This is a genomic window from Sivoneniella epilithica UHCC 1019 (assembly GCF_040830845.1).
Classification (GTDB): domain Bacteria; phylum Cyanobacteriota; class Cyanobacteriia; order Leptolyngbyales; family Leptolyngbyaceae; genus ULC077BIN1.
The window spans coordinates 21,044-45,438 of record NZ_JBFPDP010000001.1; the positions used below are offsets into that span (position 1 = coordinate 21,044).

At 48.2% G+C, this 24,395-nt stretch carries 20 protein-coding genes; 13 read left to right on the forward strand and 7 right to left on the reverse strand.

What is annotated here, in order from left to right:
* Nucleotides 1-50: 50 nt before the first annotated feature.
* Together eno and AB3R30_RS00110 are read right to left on the reverse strand one after the other, a co-directional pair.
* Nucleotides 51-1,325, reverse strand: a complete 1,275-nt coding sequence (eno, locus tag AB3R30_RS00105) for a phosphopyruvate hydratase (protein ID WP_458647095.1) — start codon at nt 1,323-1,325, stop codon at nt 51-53.
* 180 nt (nt 1,326-1,505) lie between these two features.
* Entirely contained in the window at nt 1,506-2,885 is a 1,380-nt protein-coding gene (locus AB3R30_RS00110; RefSeq protein ID WP_458647096.1) for an LCP family protein, read from the reverse strand.
* 313 nt (nt 2,886-3,198) lie between these two features.
* Here AB3R30_RS00110 and serA point away from each other — a divergent pair, with 313 nt between their 5' ends.
* A complete protein-coding gene (gene serA, locus AB3R30_RS00115) occupies nt 3,199-4,782 on the forward strand; it encodes a phosphoglycerate dehydrogenase (protein WP_458647097.1) in 1,584 nt (527 codons plus the stop codon).
* A gap of 201 nt (nt 4,783-4,983) precedes the next feature.
* Nucleotides 4,984-5,895, forward strand: a complete 912-nt coding sequence (prmA, locus tag AB3R30_RS00120; protein ID WP_458647098.1) for a 50S ribosomal protein L11 methyltransferase — start codon at nt 4,984-4,986, stop codon at nt 5,893-5,895.
* A gap of 28 nt (nt 5,896-5,923) precedes the next feature.
* Here the strand turns inward: prmA and AB3R30_RS00125 are convergent, their stop codons facing one another.
* Nucleotides 5,924-6,289: an EamA family transporter gene (locus tag AB3R30_RS00125; RefSeq protein WP_458647099.1), complete on the reverse strand. Its 366-nt coding sequence runs from the start codon at nt 6,287-6,289 to the stop codon at nt 5,924-5,926.
* Nucleotides 6,290-6,405: 116 nt separating this feature from the next.
* Here AB3R30_RS00125 and AB3R30_RS00130 point away from each other — a divergent pair, with 116 nt between their 5' ends.
* Entirely contained in the window at nt 6,406-7,113 is a 708-nt protein-coding gene (locus AB3R30_RS00130) for a Mo-dependent nitrogenase C-terminal domain-containing protein (protein WP_458647100.1), read from the forward strand.
* Between the two features lie 49 nt (nt 7,114-7,162).
* Here AB3R30_RS00130 and AB3R30_RS00135 read toward each other — a convergent pair whose 3' ends face one another.
* Nucleotides 7,163-8,209 (reverse strand): zinc-dependent dehydrogenase, encoded by a 1,047-nt coding sequence (locus tag AB3R30_RS00135; protein WP_458647101.1) that lies wholly within the window; start codon nt 8,207-8,209, stop codon nt 7,163-7,165.
* A gap of 275 nt (nt 8,210-8,484) precedes the next feature.
* On the opposite strand from AB3R30_RS00135, the gene AB3R30_RS00140 reads away from it, so the two are divergent.
* The 4 genes from AB3R30_RS00140 (at nt 8,485) to AB3R30_RS00155 (ending at nt 14,358) form a co-directional block, all read left to right on the forward strand.
* Nucleotides 8,485-9,456: a helix-turn-helix transcriptional regulator gene (locus tag AB3R30_RS00140; protein ID WP_458647102.1), complete on the forward strand. Its 972-nt coding sequence runs from the start codon at nt 8,485-8,487 to the stop codon at nt 9,454-9,456.
* Between the two features lie 135 nt (nt 9,457-9,591).
* Complete coding sequence (locus AB3R30_RS00145) at nt 9,592-12,075, forward strand: TonB-dependent siderophore receptor (RefSeq protein ID WP_458647103.1); 2,484 nt, start codon at nt 9,592-9,594, stop codon at nt 12,073-12,075.
* On the forward strand, nt 12,063-13,085 hold the full coding sequence (locus AB3R30_RS00150; RefSeq protein ID WP_458647104.1) for an iron-siderophore ABC transporter substrate-binding protein: 1,023 nt from the start codon (nt 12,063-12,065) through the stop codon (nt 13,083-13,085). Before AB3R30_RS00145 ends, AB3R30_RS00150 begins: the two co-directional genes overlap by 13 nt.
* A gap of 19 nt (nt 13,086-13,104) precedes the next feature.
* Nucleotides 13,105-14,358: an MFS transporter gene (locus AB3R30_RS00155; protein ID WP_458647105.1), complete on the forward strand. Its 1,254-nt coding sequence runs from the start codon at nt 13,105-13,107 to the stop codon at nt 14,356-14,358.
* Between the two features lie 560 nt (nt 14,359-14,918).
* Here the strand turns inward: AB3R30_RS00155 and AB3R30_RS00160 are convergent.
* Nucleotides 14,919-15,638, reverse strand: a complete 720-nt coding sequence (locus AB3R30_RS00160) for a thermonuclease family protein (RefSeq protein WP_458647106.1) — start codon at nt 15,636-15,638, stop codon at nt 14,919-14,921.
* 67 nt (nt 15,639-15,705) lie between these two features.
* The gene (gene ylqF, locus AB3R30_RS00165) at nt 15,706-16,563 is read right to left on the reverse strand and encodes a ribosome biogenesis GTPase YlqF (protein WP_458647107.1); all 858 of its coding nucleotides are present in this window, start codon (nt 16,561-16,563) and stop codon (nt 15,706-15,708) included.
* Nucleotides 16,564-16,885: 322 nt separating this feature from the next.
* Here ylqF and AB3R30_RS00170 point away from each other — a divergent pair, with 322 nt between their 5' ends.
* The 3 genes from AB3R30_RS00170 to AB3R30_RS00180 all read left to right on the forward strand — a co-directional run bounded on the left by AB3R30_RS00170 (nt 16,886) and on the right by AB3R30_RS00180 (nt 19,524).
* Nucleotides 16,886-17,422 (forward strand): P-loop NTPase family protein, encoded by a 537-nt coding sequence (locus AB3R30_RS00170; RefSeq protein ID WP_458647108.1) that lies wholly within the window; start codon nt 16,886-16,888, stop codon nt 17,420-17,422.
* 206 nt (nt 17,423-17,628) lie between these two features.
* A complete protein-coding gene (dcd, locus tag AB3R30_RS00175) occupies nt 17,629-18,210 on the forward strand; it encodes a dCTP deaminase (RefSeq protein ID WP_458647109.1) in 582 nt (193 codons plus the stop codon).
* A 135-nt stretch (nt 18,211-18,345) separates the two neighbouring features.
* Nucleotides 18,346-19,524 (forward strand): class I SAM-dependent rRNA methyltransferase, encoded by a 1,179-nt coding sequence (locus AB3R30_RS00180; protein ID WP_458647110.1) that lies wholly within the window; start codon nt 18,346-18,348, stop codon nt 19,522-19,524.
* A gap of 449 nt (nt 19,525-19,973) precedes the next feature.
* On the opposite strand, the gene cbiE is transcribed toward AB3R30_RS00180, so the two are convergent.
* Nucleotides 19,974-21,221: a precorrin-6y C5,15-methyltransferase (decarboxylating) subunit CbiE gene (cbiE, locus tag AB3R30_RS00185; RefSeq protein WP_458647111.1), complete on the reverse strand. Its 1,248-nt coding sequence runs from the start codon at nt 21,219-21,221 to the stop codon at nt 19,974-19,976.
* 193 nt (nt 21,222-21,414) lie between these two features.
* On the opposite strand from cbiE, the gene cobG reads away from it, so the two are divergent.
* The 3 genes from cobG to AB3R30_RS00200 are packed head-to-tail and all read left to right on the forward strand — an operon-like array spanning nt 21,415 to nt 24,352.
* Entirely contained in the window at nt 21,415-23,025 is a 1,611-nt protein-coding gene (gene cobG, locus AB3R30_RS00190) for a precorrin-3B synthase (protein ID WP_458647112.1), read from the forward strand.
* Nucleotides 23,022-23,651 (forward strand): precorrin-8X methylmutase, encoded by a 630-nt coding sequence (locus tag AB3R30_RS00195; protein WP_458647113.1) that lies wholly within the window; start codon nt 23,022-23,024, stop codon nt 23,649-23,651. Before cobG ends, AB3R30_RS00195 begins: the two co-directional genes overlap by 4 nt.
* A complete protein-coding gene (locus AB3R30_RS00200) occupies nt 23,648-24,352 on the forward strand; it encodes a precorrin-2 C(20)-methyltransferase (RefSeq protein ID WP_458647114.1) in 705 nt (234 codons plus the stop codon). The genes AB3R30_RS00195 and AB3R30_RS00200 overlap by 4 nt, the downstream gene beginning before the upstream one ends.
* The last annotated feature ends 43 nt before the right edge of the window (nt 24,353-24,395 follow it).

The following is a 24,395-nucleotide window of genomic DNA, read 5'->3' on the forward strand; positions in this document are numbered from 1 at the left end:
TTCAGATTACCCAGTCTTTTTGCAGAGTCTCACACGTCTAAGCAAATGCCTTAAGCAAAAGCTGACTTGCCTGCAAAACGCGCTGCTTTTCCAAGCTGCCGCTCGATTCGTAGCAGTTGATTAAACTTGGAGACGCGCTCACCGCGACAGCCCGACCCGGTTTTAATTTGTCCCGCTCCCGTGGCAACGGCAATATCCGCGATCGTGGTGTCTTCCGATTCACCCGATCGATGGGAAACCATGTAGCTGTAATTGTTTTTTTGGGCTAGCTCAATGGTGTCCAGCGTTTCGGTTAAGGTGCCAATTTGGTTCACCTTGATCAACACCGAGTTGGCAATTCCCGCCTGAATGCCCTCTGCCAAAATCTTGGCATTGGTGCAAAACAGATCATCGCCCACCAGTTGCACCGTGCCCCCAATCTCTTGAGTCAGCAGGCTCCAGCCATCCCAGTCGTTTTCGCCCATACCGTCTTCCAAGGACACGATCGGGTATTGTTTTGCCCAGGATGCCCACAGCGCCACCATTTCTTCTGAGGTTTTTGCTTCTTGTGTGGATTTGAAAAAGCGATATTTGCCGTCTTTCCACATTTCGCTAGTGGCTGGATCGAGGCAAATCGAAATATCTTCGCCTGGTATATAGCCTGCTTTGGCGATCGCCTCCACAATCACTTCCATTGCCTCTTCATTGGTTTTTAGATCCGGCGCAAACCCGCCTTCATCCCCTACAGCGGTGCTATAACCCTTTGCCTTCAAAATTGCTCTCAGCGCATGGAATGTTTCAATTCCCATCCGAATCGACTCGGCAAAACTCGGCGCATTGTGCGGCGCAATCATAAACTCTTGAAAATCAACGGTATTGTCTGCATGGGCACCGCCGTTAATCACATTCATGCAGGGCACCGGCAGCAACGATGCATTTACTCCACCTAAATAGCGATAGAGCGGCATTCCCATATAGGTTGCCGCCGCCTTTGCCACCGCCATCGAAACCGCCAAAATTGCGTTTGCACCCAGATCCGCTTTGTTGGGGGTGCCGTCAATTTCAATCATCAACATGTCAATCTCGCGTTGAGCAGTGGCTTCCATGCCGACTAATTCTGGCGTAATTTTCTCATTTACATTGTCCACTGCCTGCAATACGCCCTTGCCGCCATAGCGCTGCTGATCGCCATCTCGCAGTTCTACTGCTTCTTTTTCTCCCGTAGACGCACCCGAAGGAACGATCGCCGATCCTTCTGTGCCATCTTCTAATATCACCCGCGCTTCAACCGTAGGATTACCTCGCGAGTCCAAAACTTCACTGGCAATAATGTCCTCAATGTACATAGGAAATCCTCCTTACAATCCGAGTGGTTATGCGATCGCCTGCCTTGAAACGAGGCGCTGACAATAGCGGTTTTAGCTTAGAGAATACTACCCTATAGCGCGATATCTGAAGAGTGCCATAGGCAACACCTCAGAATGGAAGGGGCCTAAAAGATCACAAGGGCGATCACCCTTTTCCCATTAACGCTTCAAAGCATCTTTGCCAAGCTGAATCGTCACATCCGAGTTGAGATCGCCATTGCCATCGACGCGAACTTCGCCGAAACCCAACAGGCGGCGAATAGTTTCAGCACTGGCAACGTCGCCCTGCTGTGCCAAGATGCGCGTCGTATCCAGCGGTTCGCTGTAGGGTTCAGCGATCGCAACATTGCTATAACCCGCTTCTGACAGGGAATTAATCCAGGAGTTGGGCGCGCCTTGATCGGTGGTGTCTTGAATCGCAACCCGAACTTGGCTAGGCGAAATATTCGGCGCTGTTGGGTTGAGACCTAGATTAAAATGCTGAGCCATAATCACTTGAATTTTCGCTAAATCTGGCAGCCAATAACTGGTGCCGTAAGTTTCAATGTCGCCATATTCACCCGGAGTGATCACCATTTCCATCTTGGAGCGATCAACCCGACTAGAATACGCGACCAGTGCAAAGATCTCCTCTACTGTCAAATTGGTGTCGATATAAGCCCGAATCACCGAAATAATTTGGGGCAGCCGAGCCAAAGTCATCGGATTGAGCGCTTGCTCAGATAGGGCGCGAATCACCATTTGTTGACGCTGCACTCGCCCAATATCGCCGTTTTCATCATAGCGAAAACGGAGTAGCTGGAGCGCTTGATTACCGTTCAGGTGCTGCTTCCCCGCTTTTAAGTTGACATAAAAATGTTGGCTGTCGTCGCTATATTTCATGTCTTTTGGCACGTAGACGGTTACGCCGCCTAATGCGTCTACCAATGCTTGAACACCCTGCACATTGATGGTGATATAGCGATCAACCCCCACCCCACCCAATAACTGGCTTACGGTTCGCGCCGCTAATGCGGGTCCACCTACTGAATTTGCTTCATTGATTTTGCTAACGCTATAACCCGGAATCTCAGTGCGGGTATCTCTAGGAATCGACAGCAGCGCGACTTTCTGAGTTTCAGGGTTAAATCGAACCAACATCATCGTATCGGTTAAGCCTTCAAAGGAATTTACCAAGGCTTGATACCCTAGATTTTTTTGCCCCGGTGGTAACTCACCCGATACTTCGCTGGTCAGCACTTTGGCTCCTAAGACCAAAACATTGACTGGACGGGTTAACTCAGGCAATTGCAAGTTGCTAATACTAGAAAGGTCGCCTTTCGCAAAGACTGCCGCATCTTTGGGACTGAGTTTGCGCTGTAAGAGTGGCGCGCTTGCCATGGTCATCGCCAAAATTGCGCCTGCGGTTGCTGACAAAACCGCTACTCCTGACAAACCCGTGACAATCCATAGCCAGCGGTAGCTTTTTTGTTTAGAAACTTTTCTTAAGCTGAGATTGCCTTTCTTAGGCTGACCAGAAAGCGAGTTATTATCTTTCACGGACTTTAAACACGCAGCATCACTGAGCGCGAAAACAACTGTAGCAGCAGAATGTTAACAACAATTTCTCAGAATGGCTGAAAATTGTGAATAATCTTTTGCAGCGTTTGGGAGTTTTGAGTTTTGGGTTTTGGGTTCGTACTCCGCGCTTTTTAAAGAAATCCAGCACATTTTGTCGATTCGGTTCAAAAATGCCGTATCGTAAAGAGTCGGTTTGATGACGATATGCAAGCTTTTCCTTCTACAAACCTGTGCAAGGCGATCGCTGCTGGAACGTTAAAGAAGCCCTGTTGTTTAACCCCATCTGCCTGTTATGCCGAAGGTTCTTGTTTCTGACCCAATTGATCAAGCCGGAATTGATATTTTGTCTCAGGTTGCTCAGGTTGATGTGAAAACTAACCTGTCTCCTCAAGATCTAATCGGCATTATTTCAAATTACGATGCCTTAATGATTCGCTCTGGCACTCGTGTGACCCAAGAGATAATCGAAGCAGCTAGCCAACTTAAAATTATTGGTCGAGCGGGCGTAGGTGTAGATAATGTAGATGTCCCTGCTGCCACTCGTAAGGGGATCGTTGTCGTCAATTCTCCCGAAGGAAATACGATCGCTGCTGCGGAACATACGCTGGCGATGATGCTATCGATGTCGCGCTATATTGCCGAAGCGAACCAATCGTTGAAAAGCGGCAAGTGGGATCGCAAAAGCTACATGGGCGTTGAAGTTTATAAAAAAACGCTGGGTGTTGTTGGACTCGGTAAGATTGGTGCCCATGTTGCCACGGTTGCCCATGCCATGGGGATGAAACTGCTGGCTTATGATCCCTTTGTTTCCCATGAGCGGGCTGAACAACTCGGCTGTCGTTTAGTCGAGCTTGATAACTTATTCCAAGAGGCGGACTACATTACGCTGCATTTGCCCAAAACCCCAGAAACCGCGAATTTGATCAACGCAGCAGCGATCGCCAAAATGAAACCCACTACCCGCATTATTAACTGTGCCCGGGGTGGGATTGTGGATGAGGCAGCGATCGTCCAGGCATTGCAGGAAGGCAAATTGGCAGGAGCCGCTTTGGATGTCTATGTGCAAGAGCCGCTAGAAGAGAACTCGTCTCTGCGCGGAGTGGGCAAAGAGTTGTTGTTGACTCCCCATTTAGGCGCTTCGACCGAAGAAGCTCAAGTGAATGTGGCGATCGATGTCGCCGAGCAAATCCGCGATGTCCTGCTAGGCTTGCCTGCCCGGTCTGCGGTTAATATCCCTGGTTTGCGTCCCGACCTGCTGGAACAACTGCGACCCTACCTGGAATTGGCAGAAACCCTAGGGAACCTAGTGGCTCAATTGGTCGGCGGACGAGTCGAGGCTCTGAATGTTCGTTTGCAAGGAGAACTTGCTACCAACCAAAGCCAGCCTATCGTCGTTGCTGCTTTAAAAGGACTTCTTTCTCATGCCCTGCAAGAGCGGGTTAACTACGTGAACGCCAGCATTGAAGCGAAAGAGCGTGGCATTCGGGTTGTGGAAACTCGCGATGCCTCCATTAAAGACTATACGGGTTCGCTCCATCTGACTGCCAAAGGGTCTTTAGGGGAACATTCTGTGGCAGGAGCGCTACTCGGCGACTCCGAAATTCGGATTACTAGCGTGGATGATTTCCCGGTGAATGTGCCGCCTAATAAGTACATGGTTTTTACCATGCACCGAGATATGCCAGGAATTATTGGCAAAATTGGCTCTTTGCTGGGTAGCTTTAATGTCAATATTGCCAGTATGCAAGTGGGGCGCAAGATTGTTCGAGGCGATGCCGTTATGGTTCTCAGTATTGATGATCCACTTCCCGATGATGTTCTGGCTGAATTTCTCAAAGTTCCTGGTATCCGAGATGCTTACACCGTTACGCTATAGGAGTGCTTGAAACAGCTAAATAACCCTCACCCTAGCCCTCTCCCCCGGGGGAGAGGGAACCGGAAAATTCTGAAAACCCTTCTCCTTGGGGAGTAGACCGCAGGTCGTGCGTTGGCGAAGCCGCTTGCTCAGAGCTAGCAGGGTTGGGATGAGGGGAATTTCCTGATTGAGTTTTTTCCTATCTTCTAGTTCCCTTAAATCATGGCAAATAGCTGGTGGGAAATTCAGATTCTTGCTGATCCATTGCTGGAAGACACGCTCTCTTGGCGATTAGATACGTTTGGCTGTTTGGGATCGTCCAGTCAACTGAAGGGATTATCTTGTCTAATGCGTGCCTATGTTCCTGAAGCACAAGTCCAAATATTGGATTTAGCGGCACTTTCCCTGCTATTTCGGCAAGATGCGCTCTGTCTCGGTTTACCGGCTCCCGTTGCCCAATGGAATTTGATCGAAGAGGAAGATTGGGCAAGTAATTGGAAACAGCATTGGAAACCGCAAAAAGTGGGCGATCGCTTGCTGATTAATCCGGCATGGTTACCCACCCCAGAAATGGACGATCGCGTTTTGCTGAAACTAGAGCCTGGAGTTGCTTTTGGCACGGGTGAACATGCCACCACGCAACTCTGTCTAGAAGCTCTGGAAATGAGACTGGGAGCGCCAGCCCTCGCCAGTGAGCCGTTACCCATCAATTTGGTCATTGCCGATGTTGGCTGTGGCTCTGGGATTTTGTCGGTTGGGGCACTTTTGTTAGGCGCGAAACAACTGTATGCCGTCGATACCGATTCCTTAGCGGTGAAAGCGACCCGTGAAAATGGGGATCTCAATCAAATTGAGCCAGATCGGTTAATCATTGCTCAAGGCAGCGTAGACCAAATGACGAAGATGTTGGATGCGCCAGTGGATGGCATTGTTTGCAACATTTTGGCAGAAGTGATTATTGATTTAATTCCTCAAATGACTGCCATGATTAAACCAACTACTTGGGGAATCCTCAGCGGCATTTTAGTTGAGCAGGCAAAACCTGTGGCAGACACCTTAGAAGCAAACGGGTGGATGGTGACCGCTTTGTGGAAGCGCGGAGACTGGTGCTGTCTCAATATTCGGCGATCGTAAGCGCATTGATTATAAGCGCATTGCCCCCTTACCGTTTCACCACTAAAACCACTCCAGCAATAATCAGTCCTAACCCAAACACTTGATATCGAGAAATCGATTCATTAAAAATGAAGTAGCCCAGCAGTACTGAAAAAATGTAGCTAATGGAAACCGCCGGAGCAGCCACACTCAGCTTGACGCGGGTTAAGACCAGAATAAAAAAGATCGAGCTAAAAGCATACAGTGCTAACCCAGCGATTAACTCCGGTGTTAACGCAATATTCAAAATAAGAGAGATGAAGTTATTGGCGTTTACTTTGCCTAGCTTCCCTGCACCTAATTTGAGCAGAAACTGTCCCCCGGATGCCATCAATATTGCCGACAGAAACAGCACGAATTCTTGGAGGGTCACGGGTATCTTTTTCCACGATGGATTCAGTCTCTTAGTTTACCGTTAAGTCGTGGATAATTTATGGGAAGAACGGGCTAGAATCGACTCGGAACTTAATCGGACTGTAGCAAAACAAAATGGCTGGCACCACTAAGTCTTCTTACACCGACGAGCAAACTGCTGTTTGGATTCGTGGCTTGGTTTCCTTGGCATGGGCAGATGGTCACTTTGATACAAAAGAACAGGCAATGATTTCTGCGTTGCTCCACAAAGATTTTACCGCCTCAGAAAAAGCGATCGCCATGGAGCCGATTTCCGCTGATGAGTTGGCAAAGGTTTTAGGCAGCGATCGCAACTTAGCAGAAAATTTCCTGAGAACTGCCGTCATGGTGGCACTGGCAGATCAAGATTATTCTGCTAGTGAAGACAAAATACTTCACCAGTACTGCCAAGCCTTGGGACTCAAGCTAGATGCACTAGACATCCTCCGAAACACTTTACAAAGTATTGCAGATGCCCAGCCCAGCGATGGCGTAGAGCCAATTGAGGCTTCTAGCTTAACGCCGCCTATTAGCACTGTCGATCAGGTCGATGTGTTGCATCCTGTGCGCGATTGGCTCGATCGTATGGATGTTCAAGATCCAAAAATTGCCCGACTGATGTGCAAAATGATTCCTGCTCAATGCCCCTTCGAGCGCGACATCACCTTATTTGGACGCAAGGTCGTTCACGTTCCGCCTCTCTGTAAGCTCAATCCACTGTATGACCAACTCGTGGGCTTACGATTCCGCGCCCTTTCTTATCTCGCCGATGACTGTAAGGAAGATATTTCAGAGTATGTGTGAGGAAGGTGAGGGGCGAGAGGCGAGGGGTTGCCTCTCACCTCTTGCCTATTCATGGATAAATCAGGATTTTATAAGTGTCAGGGGTGGGGGCGATCGCCCGATCGACAGCCGCAGAGAGATCTTTTAATGAAAAGCGATCGCTAACCAAGGCATCCACATCAATCCACTGGTTGAAGACAATATCTGCTGCCAACTGCTGCACCCGATACGACGAACTATAGCTCCCCATCAGATCAATTTCCCGACGGTAGAGAATATTGGGATTGATCGGAATTTCTAGCTCATCGGGAAACTCGGCAAAGAACAAAATCTTGCCGCCTTTGCGAGTGCAGTCTAGGGCTTGAAAAAAAGCTTTATCACTGGGAACTGCAAGCAGGCTCGTATCAACTCCCATGTCTTGGGTCATTGCCTGAATTTTGGTTGATAACTCTGGATCGCGTGCATCAAAGGCAGCATCCGCACCCACCGCTAGCGCTTTTTCGATGCGGCTCGGTAGCAGATCGGTGGCGATCGCCCGTGCCCCAAAATACTTCACCAACATGATAAACATTAGCCCTATTGGACCCGCGCCAGTCACTAAAACCGTTTGTCCGGGTTGAATCTGAGCTTTTTTAACCGCTTTCAAACAGCAGTTCGTTGGTTCCACAAAGCTAGCTTGCTCAAAGGTGATCTGATCTGGAATGGTCATCAACCCGCCATTTCGCACAATATGCCCCGGCACTTTCACATAGTCTGCAAATCCGCCCCCGCTGGGCGCAAATCCGGCAGTGGTGGTAATGTTTTTGTACACCTCACACATCGAGAAATTGTCATTCATACAATAACCACAGTGCATACAGGGAATGTGGTGTAATACAACGACGCGATCGCCCACTTGCCAACCTTTTACCTCAGCACCCACGGCTGAAATCGTCCCGGCTGTTTCATGCCCAAAAATGCGCGGCGGCTCATACAGCGGATAGCGAATCTTTTTAATATCCGACTGACATAATCCCACTACCTGCACCTGCACCATCACCTCATCTGGCAACAGTTCTGGCATTGGCACCTCTTCGTAACTCAGGTTATTCACCCCACGAAACACCTGCGCTTTCATCCGCTATTCTCCTGAAGACCCTCCGATGTAGACTGTATCATTAGCCGTTAGCATGGGCGTATATTCCAGTTCGCGGAACTGCTCAATATAGCAAAACATTTTGATAGCAAAACATTTTGGCTCCTAGCGGGAGTTTTTGGCAAACAGACGGATTTTATGCTTCAGTGAACCCATTGCCTTTTCAGTATTTGATAAATATTTGCATTAGCTTTATACTGATTTGCAAAATAACGTTAACTTTCCTAAAGCTGTAAAGTCGTAATGCGTTTTCACCCATGACACTGGTTATTTCTGCCGATGATATTCCTAGAATCAGTCCAACGACCTGCGAATTGAAGCTTGATGATCCTAAAAGTGGGAAGATTCATCGACGCGATATCGATCTATGCAATGGACTTAATATCTTATTGGATGACTATCAGCCAAGTGAGGACTTACTAGTAGAATATTCAGCGTGTCATAGCATTGGCGAAGCTACGTTGGAGTTGAGTTTTTGCCTACTTGGGACGAATCATAATGAAGGGGTTCGCTCTGGGCAAAATTTTCTCAGTGCTTCTTGGAATACATGCAAGGGCGGTATATACCTCTGGCAGAGCGGCGATCGCATGCTTAAATTTGACATTCATTTTAGTTTGGCATTCTTTCAACGCCTCGTTGAGGATGATTTTAGATTGCTCCCGATTGACTTAGTTCAAGCCCTTCAGCAATCTGGTCATCCAGAATTTTGGCAGGTTGGAGAGACGACTCCTGTAATGCGATCGACGCTAGGGCAAATCCTGGATTGTCCCTTTCAAGGTGCGACGCGCAGAGTTTATTTGGAAGCTAAAGCGGTTGAATTAATTGCCCTACGGCTGGCAATGCTGGGTGAAGCATTGGAGCCAAAACCAACGCAGCGACTGAAATCAAACGAGATCGATCGCATTCATTGGGCTAGGGACATTCTGATTGAACACTTGAACGATCCCCCTTCTTTGCTAAAGTTAGCCCGTCAAGTCGGTTTGAATGACTACAAATTGAAAGCTGGATTTCGAGAAGTGTTTGGAACAACCGTTTTAGGGTATTTGCAGGTTGAGCGGATGGAGTTGGCGCGATCGCTGTTAGTCGAGTCTGCAATGCGCGTCAAAGATGTGGCGGAAGCAGTGGGATATTGCAAGGCAAGTCAGTTTTCAGAACTGTTCAAACGGCAATTTGGGGTCAATCCCAAAGCTTATCAGCAGCAACATGGAATCATTAGCCTATCGCGCTAATCCGGATTTGGGTGAAAAAATAATCCGGATCGGGGTGATTTAGGCTTTTGGTCAGAACTCACACTCCAGTATTTTATTGAGAGTAATTCCTGCTAAATCGAGCTTGGATGCAGCAGTATTCGGATGGTGTGAGTCATGAAGTTACAGTTATTTGCGATCATGGGGTGGAGTGTTGTTTCAATTTTGGCGACCACTCAGCTTGTTAGTGCAGCAGAAGAGGTTGATCGTAAGCCTGCAAAAAGTGTGACGGAGTGGATCGCTCAAATTGAAGCAGCGATGGTTCAGGTGACTGCGGTGCAGCTAGAACGCAGTGAGAACGAACTGGGTATTGTCCTCGAAACCGCAGATGGAAAGCCGCTACAGGTGGATACCAAGAAGTTTCAGGCAGAGGGGAATCGCCTGACTGCCGATATTCCCAATGCGGTGCTAGCATTACCAGAAGGGCAAGCATTTAATGCTACAAACCCGGTGGCGGATATTGCCAGTGTGCAGGTGGTGCAGCAAACGGCTGGTGGCATTCGGGTGATTGTGACAGGCACCAATGCCCTGCCCAAAACTGAAGTAACTCTGAAAGCGGGAGGACTTGCCTATAGCCTTAACCCGGAGACAGACGAATCGGATGAAGAAATTGTGGTGACGGGAGAGCAGCGAGGATATCGCGTGCCGAATGCCACAACTGGAAGTAGAACCGATACTCCGCTTCGGGATTTGCCTTTTTCGGTTCAAGTTGTTCCTCAAGAATTGCTGAGAGATCGTCAGGTACAAAGCGTCAACGAAGCCCTTCAAACGGTTGCAGGAGTCACACCGGACAATCCATCTTACTCTGCGTTTGAAGGAGTCACGATTCGGGGTTTCACCGGACGGAATATCATTCGGAATGGATTGCGAGATGACACCAACATTACCAACCGCGTTGCAGTTCCCAACATTGAACAAATTGAAGTGCTGAAAGGTCCGGCAGGAGCGCTGTTTAGCCAGGGTGGTCCAGGAGGTACGGTGAACATCGTGACGAAAAAGCCGCTCTCCATTCCTCGCTACACGATCGAGGCGACGATCGGAAACTTTGACACTTACAGCGGAGTGCTAGATTTTACAGGACCGTTGAATGATTCTAAAACTTTGCTCTATCGTTTCATTGCAGGTGCTTCTACGACTGGAACGTTTATTGACTTTTTCGATCGCCGTAATTTTGTGATCGCCCCTAGTCTCACCTGGCAAATTAGCCCAGCAACGAAACTCACCTTTGAGGGCGAATACACGATTTCTGAACAACCGAATGCGCGGGGCTTGCCTGCCAAAGGAACTGTTCTTCCGAATATCAATGGACGACTCCCTCGAAATCGATTTATTGGTGAGCCAGAGGATGAACTCGATCAAAACGATCGCTACGCACTGCGCTTCGGTTACACCCTAGAACATCAATTGAGTTCCGACTGGCAATTACGCAATGCGTTCCGAGCTACATTTCAACAAGCGCCCCAAAATTCATTATTCCCTTCTGCTCTACTCGATGATGAACGCACGCTAGAGCGAGGCTTATTCAGCACAAAAGACCAGTTTCAGAACAACTACATCCTCGACACAAATGTCGTGGGAACCTTCAGAACAGGTAGCGTTGCCCATAAGCTGCTGTTTGGTTTTGATCTGAACCGGGATGTATTTGGAGCAAGTTTGCGACAGTTTGCCTTGGCGCCGATCGATATATTCAACCCAGTCTACAGACAGCCTCGCGGAGAACTACTTGCAGAATTTCCGCGAGACCTTTTTACTACAGACTCCCTTGGCATTTATTTGCAAGATCAGATTAATTTGTTGCCCAATTTGAAATTGTTACTCGGCGGGCGGTTTGATATTGTGAGCCAAAAAATTGAGTTTGCTGATGAGTCTGAGTCCTTTCAGCAAGACGAAGCTTTCAGTCCGCGAGTTGGTTTGGTTTATCAACCAACTGATTCACTCTCGTTATACGCCAGCTATAGCCGCTCTTTTCTACAAAGTATTGGCACAGCACTGGATAATCAACTTTTTCAACCAGAGCGCGGAACTCAATACGAAGTGGGAATCAAAGCGGACTGGCTCGATCGCCGATTGTCTACAACTCTAGCGTTTTACCAAATTACTCGTTCCAATGTCCTGACAACTGACCCCGCCAACCCAAACTTCTCGATTCAAACCGGAGAACAGAGAAGTCGTGGAATTGAACTCGATATCGCAGGTGAAATTCTGCCAGGATGGAAGATTGCGGCTGGATATTCCTACACCGATGCTCGGATTACGGAAGATAATACTTTGGCGATCGGGAATCGCATCAATAACGTTCCAGAACACGCTGTAAGTTTATGGACAACCTACGAAGTTCAAACGGGTTCTCTCAAGGGCTTAGGCTTCGGACTTGGTCTCTTCTATGTGGGTCAGCGCCAAGGCGATTTAGATAATTCTTTTGAAGTTCCTAGCTATACCCGTACTGATGCTTCCTTGTTCTATCGTCGAGATAATTATCGGATTGGATTGAACATCGAGAATTTGTTTGGTGTCAGCTACTTTGAGACAGCAGAAAGCCCATTGCGTGTGTATTATGGTGCGCCTTTTACGGTAAGAGGAACAGTTTCTTGGACGTTTTAAGAGGTCGTTTGAAAACTATAAAGATGTTTTATAAATCCTGGTGGCAACACATTCAACTATTTTTAGTTGGGACTTTGATCGTGGTTTTGATTCAGGGTTGTGATGCGTTGCTGAGCCAACCATTACAGCCTCAAAAGCCAGAAGTGTTATCGAACTGTCGAGTAGTTCAGCATAAAATAGGCAAAAGTTGCATTCCAGTTGATCCACAACGAATCATTGTAATGGATCAAGAAAGTCTAGAGATTTTAGTGGCGTTGGGGATAAAGCCGATCGCCACGACAACAGCAAATCGAGTTGGTGATAAAGCACCTATCTTGAATGGCAAAATCGATACGATTATCGATTTAGGAAAGGAGGGGCAACCGAATCTTGAAAAGATAGTGCAACTAAACCCCGATTTGATCATTGGAATGTTTATAGAACCTGAGAACTATAAATTATTCTCAGGCATTGCACCGACTATTTCAATGGATTTTAGCCACGCTGAATGGAAGAGAATTCTACGGCAATTCGGTGAAATATTGGATAAAAAACAGGCGGTTGAAAAATTATTAGATGATTATCAACAAAAAATAAAAGACCTAAAATTCGTTGTTGAGCAGAAGCTTGGTGATACGAAAGTTTCCATCATGCGGTTTTACACAACTCTTGAATTTACACAGTTTTTGAACCATGTATCCTTCCCTGGAAGCGTCATCGAAGAACTAAAGCTGATCTCGCTTCCTACTGTTCAACGTCAATTAGAAGGGACGGATGAAACCTATGTGAATGTTAGTTTAGAGCGAGTAGACTTGCTTGATGCAGATGCAATTTTTGTCGCACTTGATCCAGGAGCGGAGAAGAACTTTCAACTTTATGCAGGCAGCCCTTTATGGCAAACATTAAAGGCAGTAAAAAATCAGCGGGTCTACATCGTTGATTCAGGCTACTGGGTTTTTGGAAGTATTCTTTCAGCAAACGCAATTCTTGATGATGTGCTGAAGCATTTAGTCCAGAAACAGACCAGTTGATTAAGCCTGCGAGAATGCGATGCGTACTTTTATCATTCTTTGGGTTGGTCAGCTTGTTTCGACGATCGGCACTTATATGACCGGATTTGCCCTCGAACTCTGGACATGGGAATTAACCGGGTCTGCAACCCCTCTCGCTTTGATTGGCTTCTTTTTCCAGGCTCCTCGCATTGCGATCAACTTAGTCTCTGGTCTGCTCGTCGATCGCTTAAGTCGAAAATATCTCATGCTCCTCGGAGATACGATCGCCGCCCTTTCTAGCTTGCTCTTACTGTCTCTATCTCTCACCCACGCGCTACAACTTTGGCATCTGTATCTCATAACTGCGATCGTCAGTATCTTCAGTCAACTCCAAGAACTCTCCTATTCTGCTTCAATCAGCTTACTTATCCCGGAGCAGCAGTATACTCGCGCCAGTAGCATGGGTTCCGCGTTGCATTATGGTTCCTTGATTATTGCACCCGCGATCGCAGCGAGTCTTTATCCCATCATTGGCGTAAATGGCATTTTGAGCCTAGATTGCCTAACGTTTCTCGTTGCGATCGCAACTCTATTACCCCGGAGAATTCCGCAGCCTGACCGTTCCAACTCAGCACCCCGTCTGACGCTCCGACGCAATCTAGTCTATGGCTTTCGCCTTCTATTCACTCATCCTCCCTTGCGGAATTTATTGCTACTCACTCTGCCATTCGGGTTTGTGCATGATTTGGGCGAGGAACTTTACGCCCCAATGGTTTTGGCAAGAACCAATGGAAGCGCCGCAGTTTTGGGACAGATTGGCATCGCCGCAGGCATCGGTGGCGTGACAGGTGCGATCGCGGTCAGCATTTGGGGCGGGTTTAAGCAACCCATCCGTGGGGTATGTGTCAGTATGATTGGAGCCGGATTGAGCAAAATGACTGTTGGACTGGGACGAAGTGCCCAAGTATGGCTCCCGGCTCAGTTTTGTTCGTCTGCCAATTTTCCGTTGATGGATAGCTCTGAAACGACCATCTGGATGACTCATGTTCACTCAGAAGCACAGGGCAGAGTCTTTGCCGCGAATTCATTATTAGGGCAATGTGTGTCTGCGATCGCAGCACTGCTGGCGGGTCCATTAGGCGATCGCATGGCTGAGCCTGCAATGGCTGCATCCACAGGGTTATTTCGCTGGATATTTGGCTCAAATCCGGGAGCAGGCTTTGCGTTGATTTATACACTTTGCGCCTTGAATATGATTGCGATCGGGCTTTACGGCTATTTTTCTAATATTCGTAAACTCTCATTGAGTTGAGAGTATGATTCCACCTGCGAAAGCTATCTGCACAGAAATAGGACGCTCATATTGACAACCCACTTTGATTGCCTGCAAATTTGATTGCCTGCAAAGTTGAGCAGTACGTTCGTCTGGTGATATCGTTCCATAGAAATACTTATGATCGCCCCGCAAAAGCTCAGCACACGGTATATAAAATAGTTTGTGTCAAAGATCAAAATAAGATCTAACGAACTAAGAGAATGTTTGTAAATAACTATACTGAAATCGTTCCGGCTGTTTCATGCCCAAAAATGCGCGGCGGCTCATACAGGCGCTTTCATCCGCTATTCTCCTGAAGACCCTCGATGTAGACTGTATCATTAGCTGCTAGCGCGGGTATACCGCTAGGTCTGTTCAAAAATAGCTAGCAAGGGCAGGAAATGGATAGTTGCTGTCTTGATCTTTCCTCGTAATGCTGTAAAGCCCAGTTATAAGATTTGTATGACTGATTGCATAACCTTCTCTAACCGTTTTGAGATTTAATGAATCGGCAAAGAGTATTGAGTTGAGACGAGCAGGGTGGCTCAGGATACGCTTCAACCCAAAAGACTCAGTGACGCGCTACGAAATTGCCAGGGCATAATTGGTAGGGGATTGTTGGGGTTCCACACGCCACTGCCTTGCTGTTTGGCGATCGCCTCCGCTTGGCGATATTGGGCTGAAGTAGCGGCACAGTTTTGGAAGTATTGCGGATAGATGACTGCCATTCCTTCCTGTACCATTTGCAGGTTGATCGACTGCTCCTTCACATACACTTCTGCCACGGTGCGCCCATAGCGATCGCGATCAACCTTTCGCAGTTGCACGACTTGCCCAATCGGTAAAAGCTGCTTCAATCGCTCGGAGGCAATTGATCCCCACGGAGCTTGGGCACGTTCCGGCGCATCTACACAGGCAAGCCGCACGGTTATTTGGGTTTGCCTGTCTTGTACCTTCAAGGTATCGCCATCACCTACACTCATCACGATAAACTGGCTCTGGCGATTAGAGGGCACAGTTTGGGTATGGGGCGATCGCACTGCGGGAGGTATCGAAGGCTTGGGCTTAGACCCTCGACGAGGTAGTCTTTCGCAAGCAATCCCATCGTTATCGCGATCTAGATAATTGGCTTTCCGCGTCTGCATAAAAGCTTGAGCCTCTTCTTGAAAGGCAAAATCGGCGCATTTTGCCCGCTGTGCTTCTGCATGGGGAGTAACTGCAACGCCAATGGATAGCGTTATCAAAATCGTTGTAACAATGAGTAAATTAGTCCGCATTCTTCACCTGACTCACTAAACAAGTCCATTCTGTTAACCTTCATGCCTAGTTTGACATAGTTATTGATCAATCCTCACTCTCTGCTTGGGGTGGAATTTCTAAGGCGATCGCGCCTAGCTGACCCACTCGAAAATCATTCAGCAACTGCCGTGCGGCTCGTTCCACGTTGTCTTGATAGCGAAATTTTGCCAAGGCGTGCAGATAATCTTCGCCCGTCAAGTCTTCTAGAGACAGGTTATAGCGCGTCTGGAGAGCTATTTCTGCTTGAATAGGTCGGAGTAAGTCGATTAAGATTGCAGCGACCCGCTGATTGTCGTAAGACGCTTCGCCGATATCATCACAAATCGCTAGTTTAATGGCAGCGAGTTGATTGGTGAGTTTAGAAGGCAATACTCCGGGTGCATCCAATAGCTCAATCTGGTCAGAAATGCGAACCCAGCGCAGTTGGCGCGTTACCCCAGCCCGCCGAGAGCTAACCACCACCCGCCGATTGAGCAGCCGATTGATTAAGGCAGACTTACCCACATTGGGGAAGCCCATCACCACGGCTCTCACCGGACGAGGTAACATGCCGCGATCGCGCCGACGCTGGTTCATCTTTTCCCCGGCGGTTTGCGCTGCTCTTGTAATCGCCTCAATCCCCTTCCCATGCTGAGCATCAGTAAATAGCGGTTCCTCTCCTCGTTCCCGAAACCAGCCTGTCCACTGCTGCCGCGCCGTTGATGAAATCATATCCATCCGGTTTAAGACCAAGACCCGCTCTTTTGTGCCAATCCACTGCTTCACTTGCGGATGCTCAGTAGATAGCGGAATTCGAGCATCTCGCACCTCTAGCACCACATCCACCCGCTTAAGCTGCTCTTGCAGGGATTTTTCGGCTTTGGCAATGTGACCGGGATACCATTGAATGGGCGGAGAAGTCATGAGTTATACCGTTTTGAGTTTTGAATTTTGAGTTTTGAATTGTAGAAGCTTTACTCAGTCACGGTCTCATCTTCAGATCTGCCGTAGGCTCCATTTATTAAATTGGTATTAGTTAGCCGAAATTGAGAAAGAACACGATGCTCTATGGTACTACTCTAGCCCCTAAAATCTGGCACCCGAAATCTGGCACCTGAAACCTCAGTCACAAAATGTAGCGTTATTTAGGTAGGAAACCGGGGAAAGTACGCTATATTTTGCCTATCCTAAATAGTCTCGTTTCTATAAAGCTCCATTATTTCCGTTCATGACGCAGGCAAAATTCATGGTTTCACAGGTTGAAACACCGATTCTAGACGCGAGCCGTCATCCTGCCCACTCAATTGAAGGGCTGGTGCAGGTGTTTACTTGCACCCATCGCAGCTTTTTTACAAATGTCATGGCGCAAGCCCTCCGCATTGCTGGACAGGGAACCTCTGTTCTCGTTGTACAGTTTCTTAAAGGGGGTATTGCTCAAGGCTACGAACATCCTGTGCAACTGGGACAAAGCCTCGACTGGATTCGCTGCAACTTATCTCGCTGTATTAATACACCCGTCCTAAATGAGGAAGAGCAAAAATCCCTGGAGGAATTATGGGTTTACACTCAAAACATCGTGTGTCAAGGAAAATATGAACTGGTTGTACTCGATGAACTGAGCCTTGCCATTACCTTTGGGTTAATTTCAGAAACCGACGTGTTAGCCTTCCTCAAAAAACGCCCCCGCAACGTAGATGTTATTCTAACGGGACCCGAAATGCCGCGATCGCTGCTTGATGTCGCCGACCAAATCACCGAACTCCGCCGCAGCCATCAACCTTAAAGAAGTTTTGAGTTCTTAGTTTTGAGTTCTTAGTTAGAAATTCAAAATATTTCCTAGGTCAACGCTACGCGAACAAAATTCAAAACTCAAAATATCTCCTACCCTGCGGGAAGCAAAAGCAACGGAGACGCTGAGTGCAAGGTACACGCTGCGCGAACGCGAACAAAATTCAAAACTTTCTACTTTCTACCTAAGTTCTAAAAACTATGATTCAAAACGACACTTGGATTACCGAAATGGCAGCGAAGGGCATGATCGCCCCCTTTGAGCCTCAGCTTGTGCGCCATTTCAATGATTTGCCCGTGATTTCCTATGGGTTAAGCAGCTATGGCTATGATTTGCGCTTATCGGCGGCAGAATTTCGCATCTTTCGCCATATTCCCGGCAAGGTCGTTGATCCGAAGCATTTTAATCCTGCTAACTTAGAAGCAACCGAGCTACACACGGATGAAAATGGCAGCTTTTTCATCTTGCCTGCCCACTCCTATGGCTTAGGCGTGGCGTTGGAGCGATTGGCAGTGCCGGAGAATGTGACGGTGATTTGTATTGGCAAAAGCACCTATGCGCGAACGGGGCTGATTGCTAATTTGACTCCGGCTGAGGCGGGTTGGCGGGGCTATTTGACTCTAGAGTTTTCTAATTCATCCAGCGCCGACTGCCGGATTTATGCAAACGAAGGAGTGGTGCAGTTGATCTTTCTAGAAGGTGCGCCCTGTGCGGTCAGCTATGAAACTCGCCAAGGGAAGTATCAAGACCAATTGGAGCAAGTGACGCTAGCGCGGGTGTAGTGTAGAGTTCTTAGTTTTGAGTTCTTAGTTTTGAGTTCTAAGTTTTGAGTTCTAAGTTTTGAGTTCAGAATTTCTTCTATTTTCTGCCTCCTGCTCTCTAAGCCCTTATCCCTAATCTTTAATCCGTGTTACCTAATGCCTAGTTTTCCTCGAATTGTTTTACAAAATAGTAAGGCGGATGCGGTGAGGCGGTTTCATCCGTGGATTTTTTCGGGGGCGATTAAGCAAAAAGATCCAGAGTTGCAGGAAGGGGCGATCGCGGAGGTGTTCAGCGCCAGTGGCGATTTTTTGGCGATCGGTCACTATTGTGGCGGCAATATTGCAGTTAGAATTCTGGCGTTTGAGTCTGTTTCCAGCATTGAGAAGCTGTTTTTAGATCGGTTTCACCGTGCCTATGAGGTGCGGCAACAGGTGGGCTTGGCGGAAGGTGAGGCGACCAACTGCTATCGCTTGGTGAATGCGGAGGGCGACGGGTTACCGGGCTTGATTGTGGATTGGTACAACGGCACGGCGGTGATGCAAGCCTATTCCTTGGGCATGTATGAGCAGCGATCGCAGATTGTGGAATGTTTACAGGCAGTCTATGGCGATCGCTTAAAAGCGGTGTATGACAAAAGCGCCGGAGTGTTGCCCAAGGCTCATTCTACTAATCAATATTTGTTTGGCGAAAAATCCGATGGAGTGGTGCAGGAATATGGGCACCGTTTTATCGTGGATTGGGAAGACGGGCAAAAAACGGGTTTCTTTTTGGATCAGCGAGAACATCGACAACTGCTTGCCCACTATGCCAAAGGAAAGCGGGTTTTGAATACCTTTTGCTACTCTGGCGGCTTTTCGGTGTATGCCGTGGATGCAGGTGCAGAAGTGGTGCATTCGGTGGATAGTTCAGCCAAGGCGATCGCCCTCACTGAAGAAAACATGGCGCTCAACAATCCATATCAAGTTGAGAATGAATCGGTGGATGCCGATGTATTTGACTATCTCAAAGGCTGTGATCCCGTTTACGACATCATCATTCTCGATCCGCCTGCTTTTGCCAAAAATCTATCTGCCCGACATCAAGCGGTGATGGCATATAAGCGATTGAACCAAATGGCGTTTGATAAACTGCGACCGGGCGGTATGGTGTTCACCTTTTCCTGCTCTCAAGTCGTGACTCCTGATTTATTTAAAGGGGCAGTGATGGCAGGGGCGATCGAATCTCGAAAAGCCATTCAGGTGCTGCATTCCCTGGCTCAGCCTGCTGATCATCCCATCAGCATTTATCATCCCGAAGGGCTGTATCTCAAAGGCTTGGTGCTAAGCGTAGAGTAATAGATAGGGCAGCGGATGAATAGGTTAGGACACAAAGATCCTTGAGAAATAAGGAATAACGGATGGTTGTTGTCTTGTCCTTTCCTCGTACTGCTAAGTAGTTGTACCCAATTAAATACACTCCCTGTAGTCCTCTTTGCCAAGGGAGATGGCGACAGTCGGAGGTTGTACGGTGTAGTTTTTCCATGTCCAAGTACTTATAGTGTGGCATTGCTGAATGCAAGATGGTTTGCCCATCCTGAAAACAGTCATTAATCAGACCTTACGCGCCAGATGAATAATTGGCGTTGCTGAATGCAAGTATGATTTTTATGTAGGGGTAGGTCTTGTGCCTACCCTGCCGGAGATGTAGGGCAATCCCTTGTGGTTGCCCTACAAATTTCATCCCCAGATTCAGCAATGCCGAATAATTTAATTAATTGTAGGGGAGTAAGTTGGATATCAAGCTTTCACTCTTTCACTACAACCCATTGGGTGATAGGAGCCATGGCTTTCCAGCCTAAGAATTTGCCAATCGGTTCTGCCCTCTGAATGGCAATCCGGCTGAGTTCGCCGCCTAGTTCACGCTGCCACTGAAATAGCAAGTGTTCGCTTTCGACCGTGACTGCATTGGCAACTAGGCGACCTCTTGAACGGAGCGATCGCCAGCAGGTTTCCAATAATTCTGGCGCAGTCAAGCCACCGCCAATAAAAATTGCATCGGGTTCGGGTAAACCTTTAAGAGCAATCGGGGCGGCTCCGGCAATGACAGTGAGAGTGGGAGTCCCTAGGGCGATCGCATTATCAGCAATATATTGTAAGCGCGTGGAATGCTGTTCAATGGCGATCGCTCGACAGCGGTGATCGCTCCGCAGCCACTCAATCGCGATCGAGCCACAGCCTGCGCCCACATCCCAGAGCAATTGTCCGGGGAGGGGAGCAAGGGCGGAGAGGGTGATGGTGCGAACTTCTCGTTTGGTTAATTGTCCGTCGTGTTGATAGGCGGTGTCGGGGAGTCCGGGGGAGAAGTGGGATAAGTTTTGAGTTTTGAGTTTTGAGTTTTGAATGGTGGAAGGAATGCAGGTAATGGCGATCGTGTTGAGGTCGGCGAGGTTGGTGGTAGTCCAAGTGGAGGCGGTGCCGGAGGTGATGCGTTCTTGGGTGCTGCCCATGCGTTCTAGAACGGTGATTTGACTATTGCCAAAGCCTTGTTGGGTCAACAGTTGGGCAACAGTTGCGGGAGTTGATTGGTTTGCGCTTAATATCAACAATCGCGCCTCTGGGTAGAGCAGGGCATTCAACAGAGCGGGATTGCGACCGCAGAGGCTGAGGGTTTCGATCTCGGTGAGCGCCCAACCTAAACGGGCACAGGCAAGGCTGAAGGCTGAAGGAGCGGGGACGATTGTGATTTCGGCGATCGCAATGTGGCGGGTGAGAGTCACGCCAATGCCATAGCACATCGGATCACCACTGGCTAAGACACATACAGCCTGTCCGCGACACTGAATAATTTGATTCACCGAGTCTTCAATTGGGGAAGTCCAGAGAAGGCGTTCTCGTGGATCTTCGGGGGGCAACATGGCAAGATGGCGATCGCCGCCTACCAAAACGGTTGCCTGATCAAGCAGCGATCGCCCTACTAAACTCAACCCGTCCAGTCCATCTTCACCAATGCCAACGATGGATAGCCATTTTTGCCCAAAATCTTTGCTGCTCATGTTTTAAGAAAGATTAGAGAAATAAAGGTATCACATCGTCTATGCTATGCTGCTGTGGCTTGAGGGTGGGAAAATCCGGTGTGATTCCGGTACTGTGCCGCAACTGTAATACGATTTCAGAGGGTGTTCTAAACTTTAAATTGGAAGTTGCTCATTCAATTTCACTTTAAAGTCCAAACTCTCCAATCCGAAATTGCCTGAGTCAGAATGCCATTATCAAGCGTGTCCTCAGCAACACTGGACTGTCGATTCTCTGCGTCGCACAGAGAAGGGAAAAATGGTGAATTGGCTGGCTGAACCTAATATTTGCCCCGGTTTGTTCTACAACACGCCTGCCCAAGATGGCTATCTCGTTCGCATCCGCACCCCTGGCGGCTTGTTGAATCAGAAGCAGGGAATGGCTATCGCGGCACTGATTGAACACTATGGCAGCGCAACAATTCAAGTTACCAATCGAGCCAACCTGCAAATTCGCTCAATTCATCCACCAACTCCAGAAACTTTTCAGACCTTACAAGACTTGGGCTTAGCGGCTCAAGATCCGAGTGTGGATCATCTGCGTAACGTGATGACCAGCCCTACCGCCGGAATTGATCCGCTGGAACTGATTGATATCCGTCCACTGGTGCAGGCATTGGATGCTTACATTCAAAGTCATCCAGAACTGGCTCAATTGCCTGCTAAATTTAGTGTGGGGATTGATGGCGGTGGTTCGGTAGGGATTGGCACCCGTTCGGCAATTCCCTGGGAACACCGCTACAACGAGATCCAGCTATCAGCCGTTTGGGTTGAGCCTTCAATAAACCATTTCGGCGATCGCCCAGCGGGAGTATATTTTCGATTGGCATTGGGATCGGGTAAACAATTGTGTGATACCTCAGTGTTAATTGAGCCGGATGACTGTATACCCGTTGTGGCGGCGATCGCAGCCGTTTATCTAGACTATGTAAATCAGGCCCCTGAGTTCCCAAAAAAGCCCCGGATGAAACATCTATTGCGAGATTGGGGCGTAAAAAAAATTTTGCAGCAGGTAGATCGTCAACTTTCGCACCCTCTCTGGCATGTGCCAAATTGTCCAGTCCTGCTTCCTACTCAGCGATATGGACATTTAGGAATTCACTCTCAGCACCAAACGGGATTATCTTACCTTGGTGTTAGTCTCCAATTAGGGCAACTGACGGTGGCTCAATTATCGGGCTTGGCGCAATTGTCTGAAATAGTAGGGAGCGGGGATCTGCGGTTAACTCCCTGGCAAACGATTCTGCTTCCCGATATTCCCAATGATCGAGTGACTGAAGTTGTGCAAACTCTCTCATCAATGGGATTATCCGCATCACGAGATCGCCCTGATGCTGCGATCTCGGCGTGTGCTGGAAAACCTGGCTGTGCGGCATCAGCAACTCACACTCAGACTCACGCGATCGCTCTAATCAATCATCTAAGTCAGCAGTTAAAATTAGAGTGCCCGGTCAATATTCATCTAACAGGCTGTGAAAAATCCTGCGCTCAACCGAGTCCGGCAGAAATTACGCTTTTGGGTACAACATTTGAGCAAGCGGGATCGATTGTTGAGGGTTATCACGTTTATATCGGTGATGATCAGCAATCATTAAAATATGATCTTGCGGAGGTAACTGTTAGTAATCTGTTGCCCTTTATAGAACAATTATTACATTTATATAAACAGCATCAAAGAACACCTAAAGAATCATTTGGAGAATTTATCAGCCGATATGTAATTTCAAATTCAAACTCACTAATAACTTCCTTGAAACTTAAAAAAACAACTGTTAAAACTGCATGATCGACTATATTCGCAATGGCGATGACATCTACCGAAAATCTTTTGCTATTATTCGTTCAGAAGCCAATTTGGCTAGTCTCTCGGCTGATTTAGCTCATGTGGCAGTGCGACTGATTCATGCCTGTGGTATGACCGATATTGTGCAAGATTTAGCCGCTTCACCGGACGCTGTTAAGTCAGGACGAGAGGCTTTGGAATTGGGCGCACCAATCTTTTGTGACTCGCAAATGGTGGCAAATGGAATTACTCGTAAGCGATTACCTGCGAACAATAAAATTATTTGTACCCTGAATCATCCCAATGTGCCAACGATCGCCCAGCGGATTGACAATACGAGATCGGCGGCAGCACTCGACTTGTGGCAAACCCAGATGGCAGGGGCAGTAGTCGCGATCGGGAATGCCCCCACTGCCTTGTTTCGTCTACTAGAACTGCTGGATCAAGGCGCACCCAAACCTGCCCTAATTCTGGGTTTTCCGGTGGGGTTTGTGGGAGCCGCAGAATCAAAAGCAGAACTGGCTGCTGACTGTCGTGGTGTGCCCTTCATTACCCTGCACGGACGACGGGGTGGCAGTGCGATCGCGGTGGCAGCGGTGAATGCGTTAGCGAAGGAGAATGAACTATGACTGAACTAGGACGACTATACGGCTTGGGAATTGGTCCAGGTGATCCAGAATTGCTGACCTTGAAGGCACACCGGATTTTGACCTCGGTTCCAGTGATTGCCTACCCCACAATGGAAAACGGCAAAGTGCTAGCACGGGCGATCGTGGCGGGGTTCATTCGTCCCGACCAGATTGAACTGCCGATGCCGCTCCCGTTTAGCGTCGAGCGATCGTCACAGCCTTATTACGATAGTGCCGCCGAAAAAATTGCGGCATATTTAACCGCTGGGCGAGATGTGGCGGTGCTGTGTGAAGGTGAGCCGATGCTGTATGGCTCATTTATGTATTTGTTTCAGCGATTAGCGGGGCGGTTTCCGACTGAAGTAGTGCCCGGAATCTCCTCCACAATGGCAAGTGCGGCAATGTTGGGTGCGCCGATCACGTTCCGCAATGATGTATTGAGTATTATGCCTGCTACTTTGGATGCAACGACTTTGCGCGATCGCCTTGAGGTAGTGGATGCGGCAGTGATCATCAAGTTGGGCAGACACTTTGGCAAAGTTCGCACCATTCTCGATGAGTTAGGGCTGTTGGATCGCGCCCTCTACATCGAACGGGCAACCCAACCGACTCAGCGAATTGTGGCGATCTCTGAAGTTGACCCAGCCGAAGTTCCCTATTGGTCGTTGATTCTGATTCCTAGCCAAACTCAACCTCAATAAAAGTGGCAGTGCTGCAAATAGGGATTAGTTGAACCGAACATCA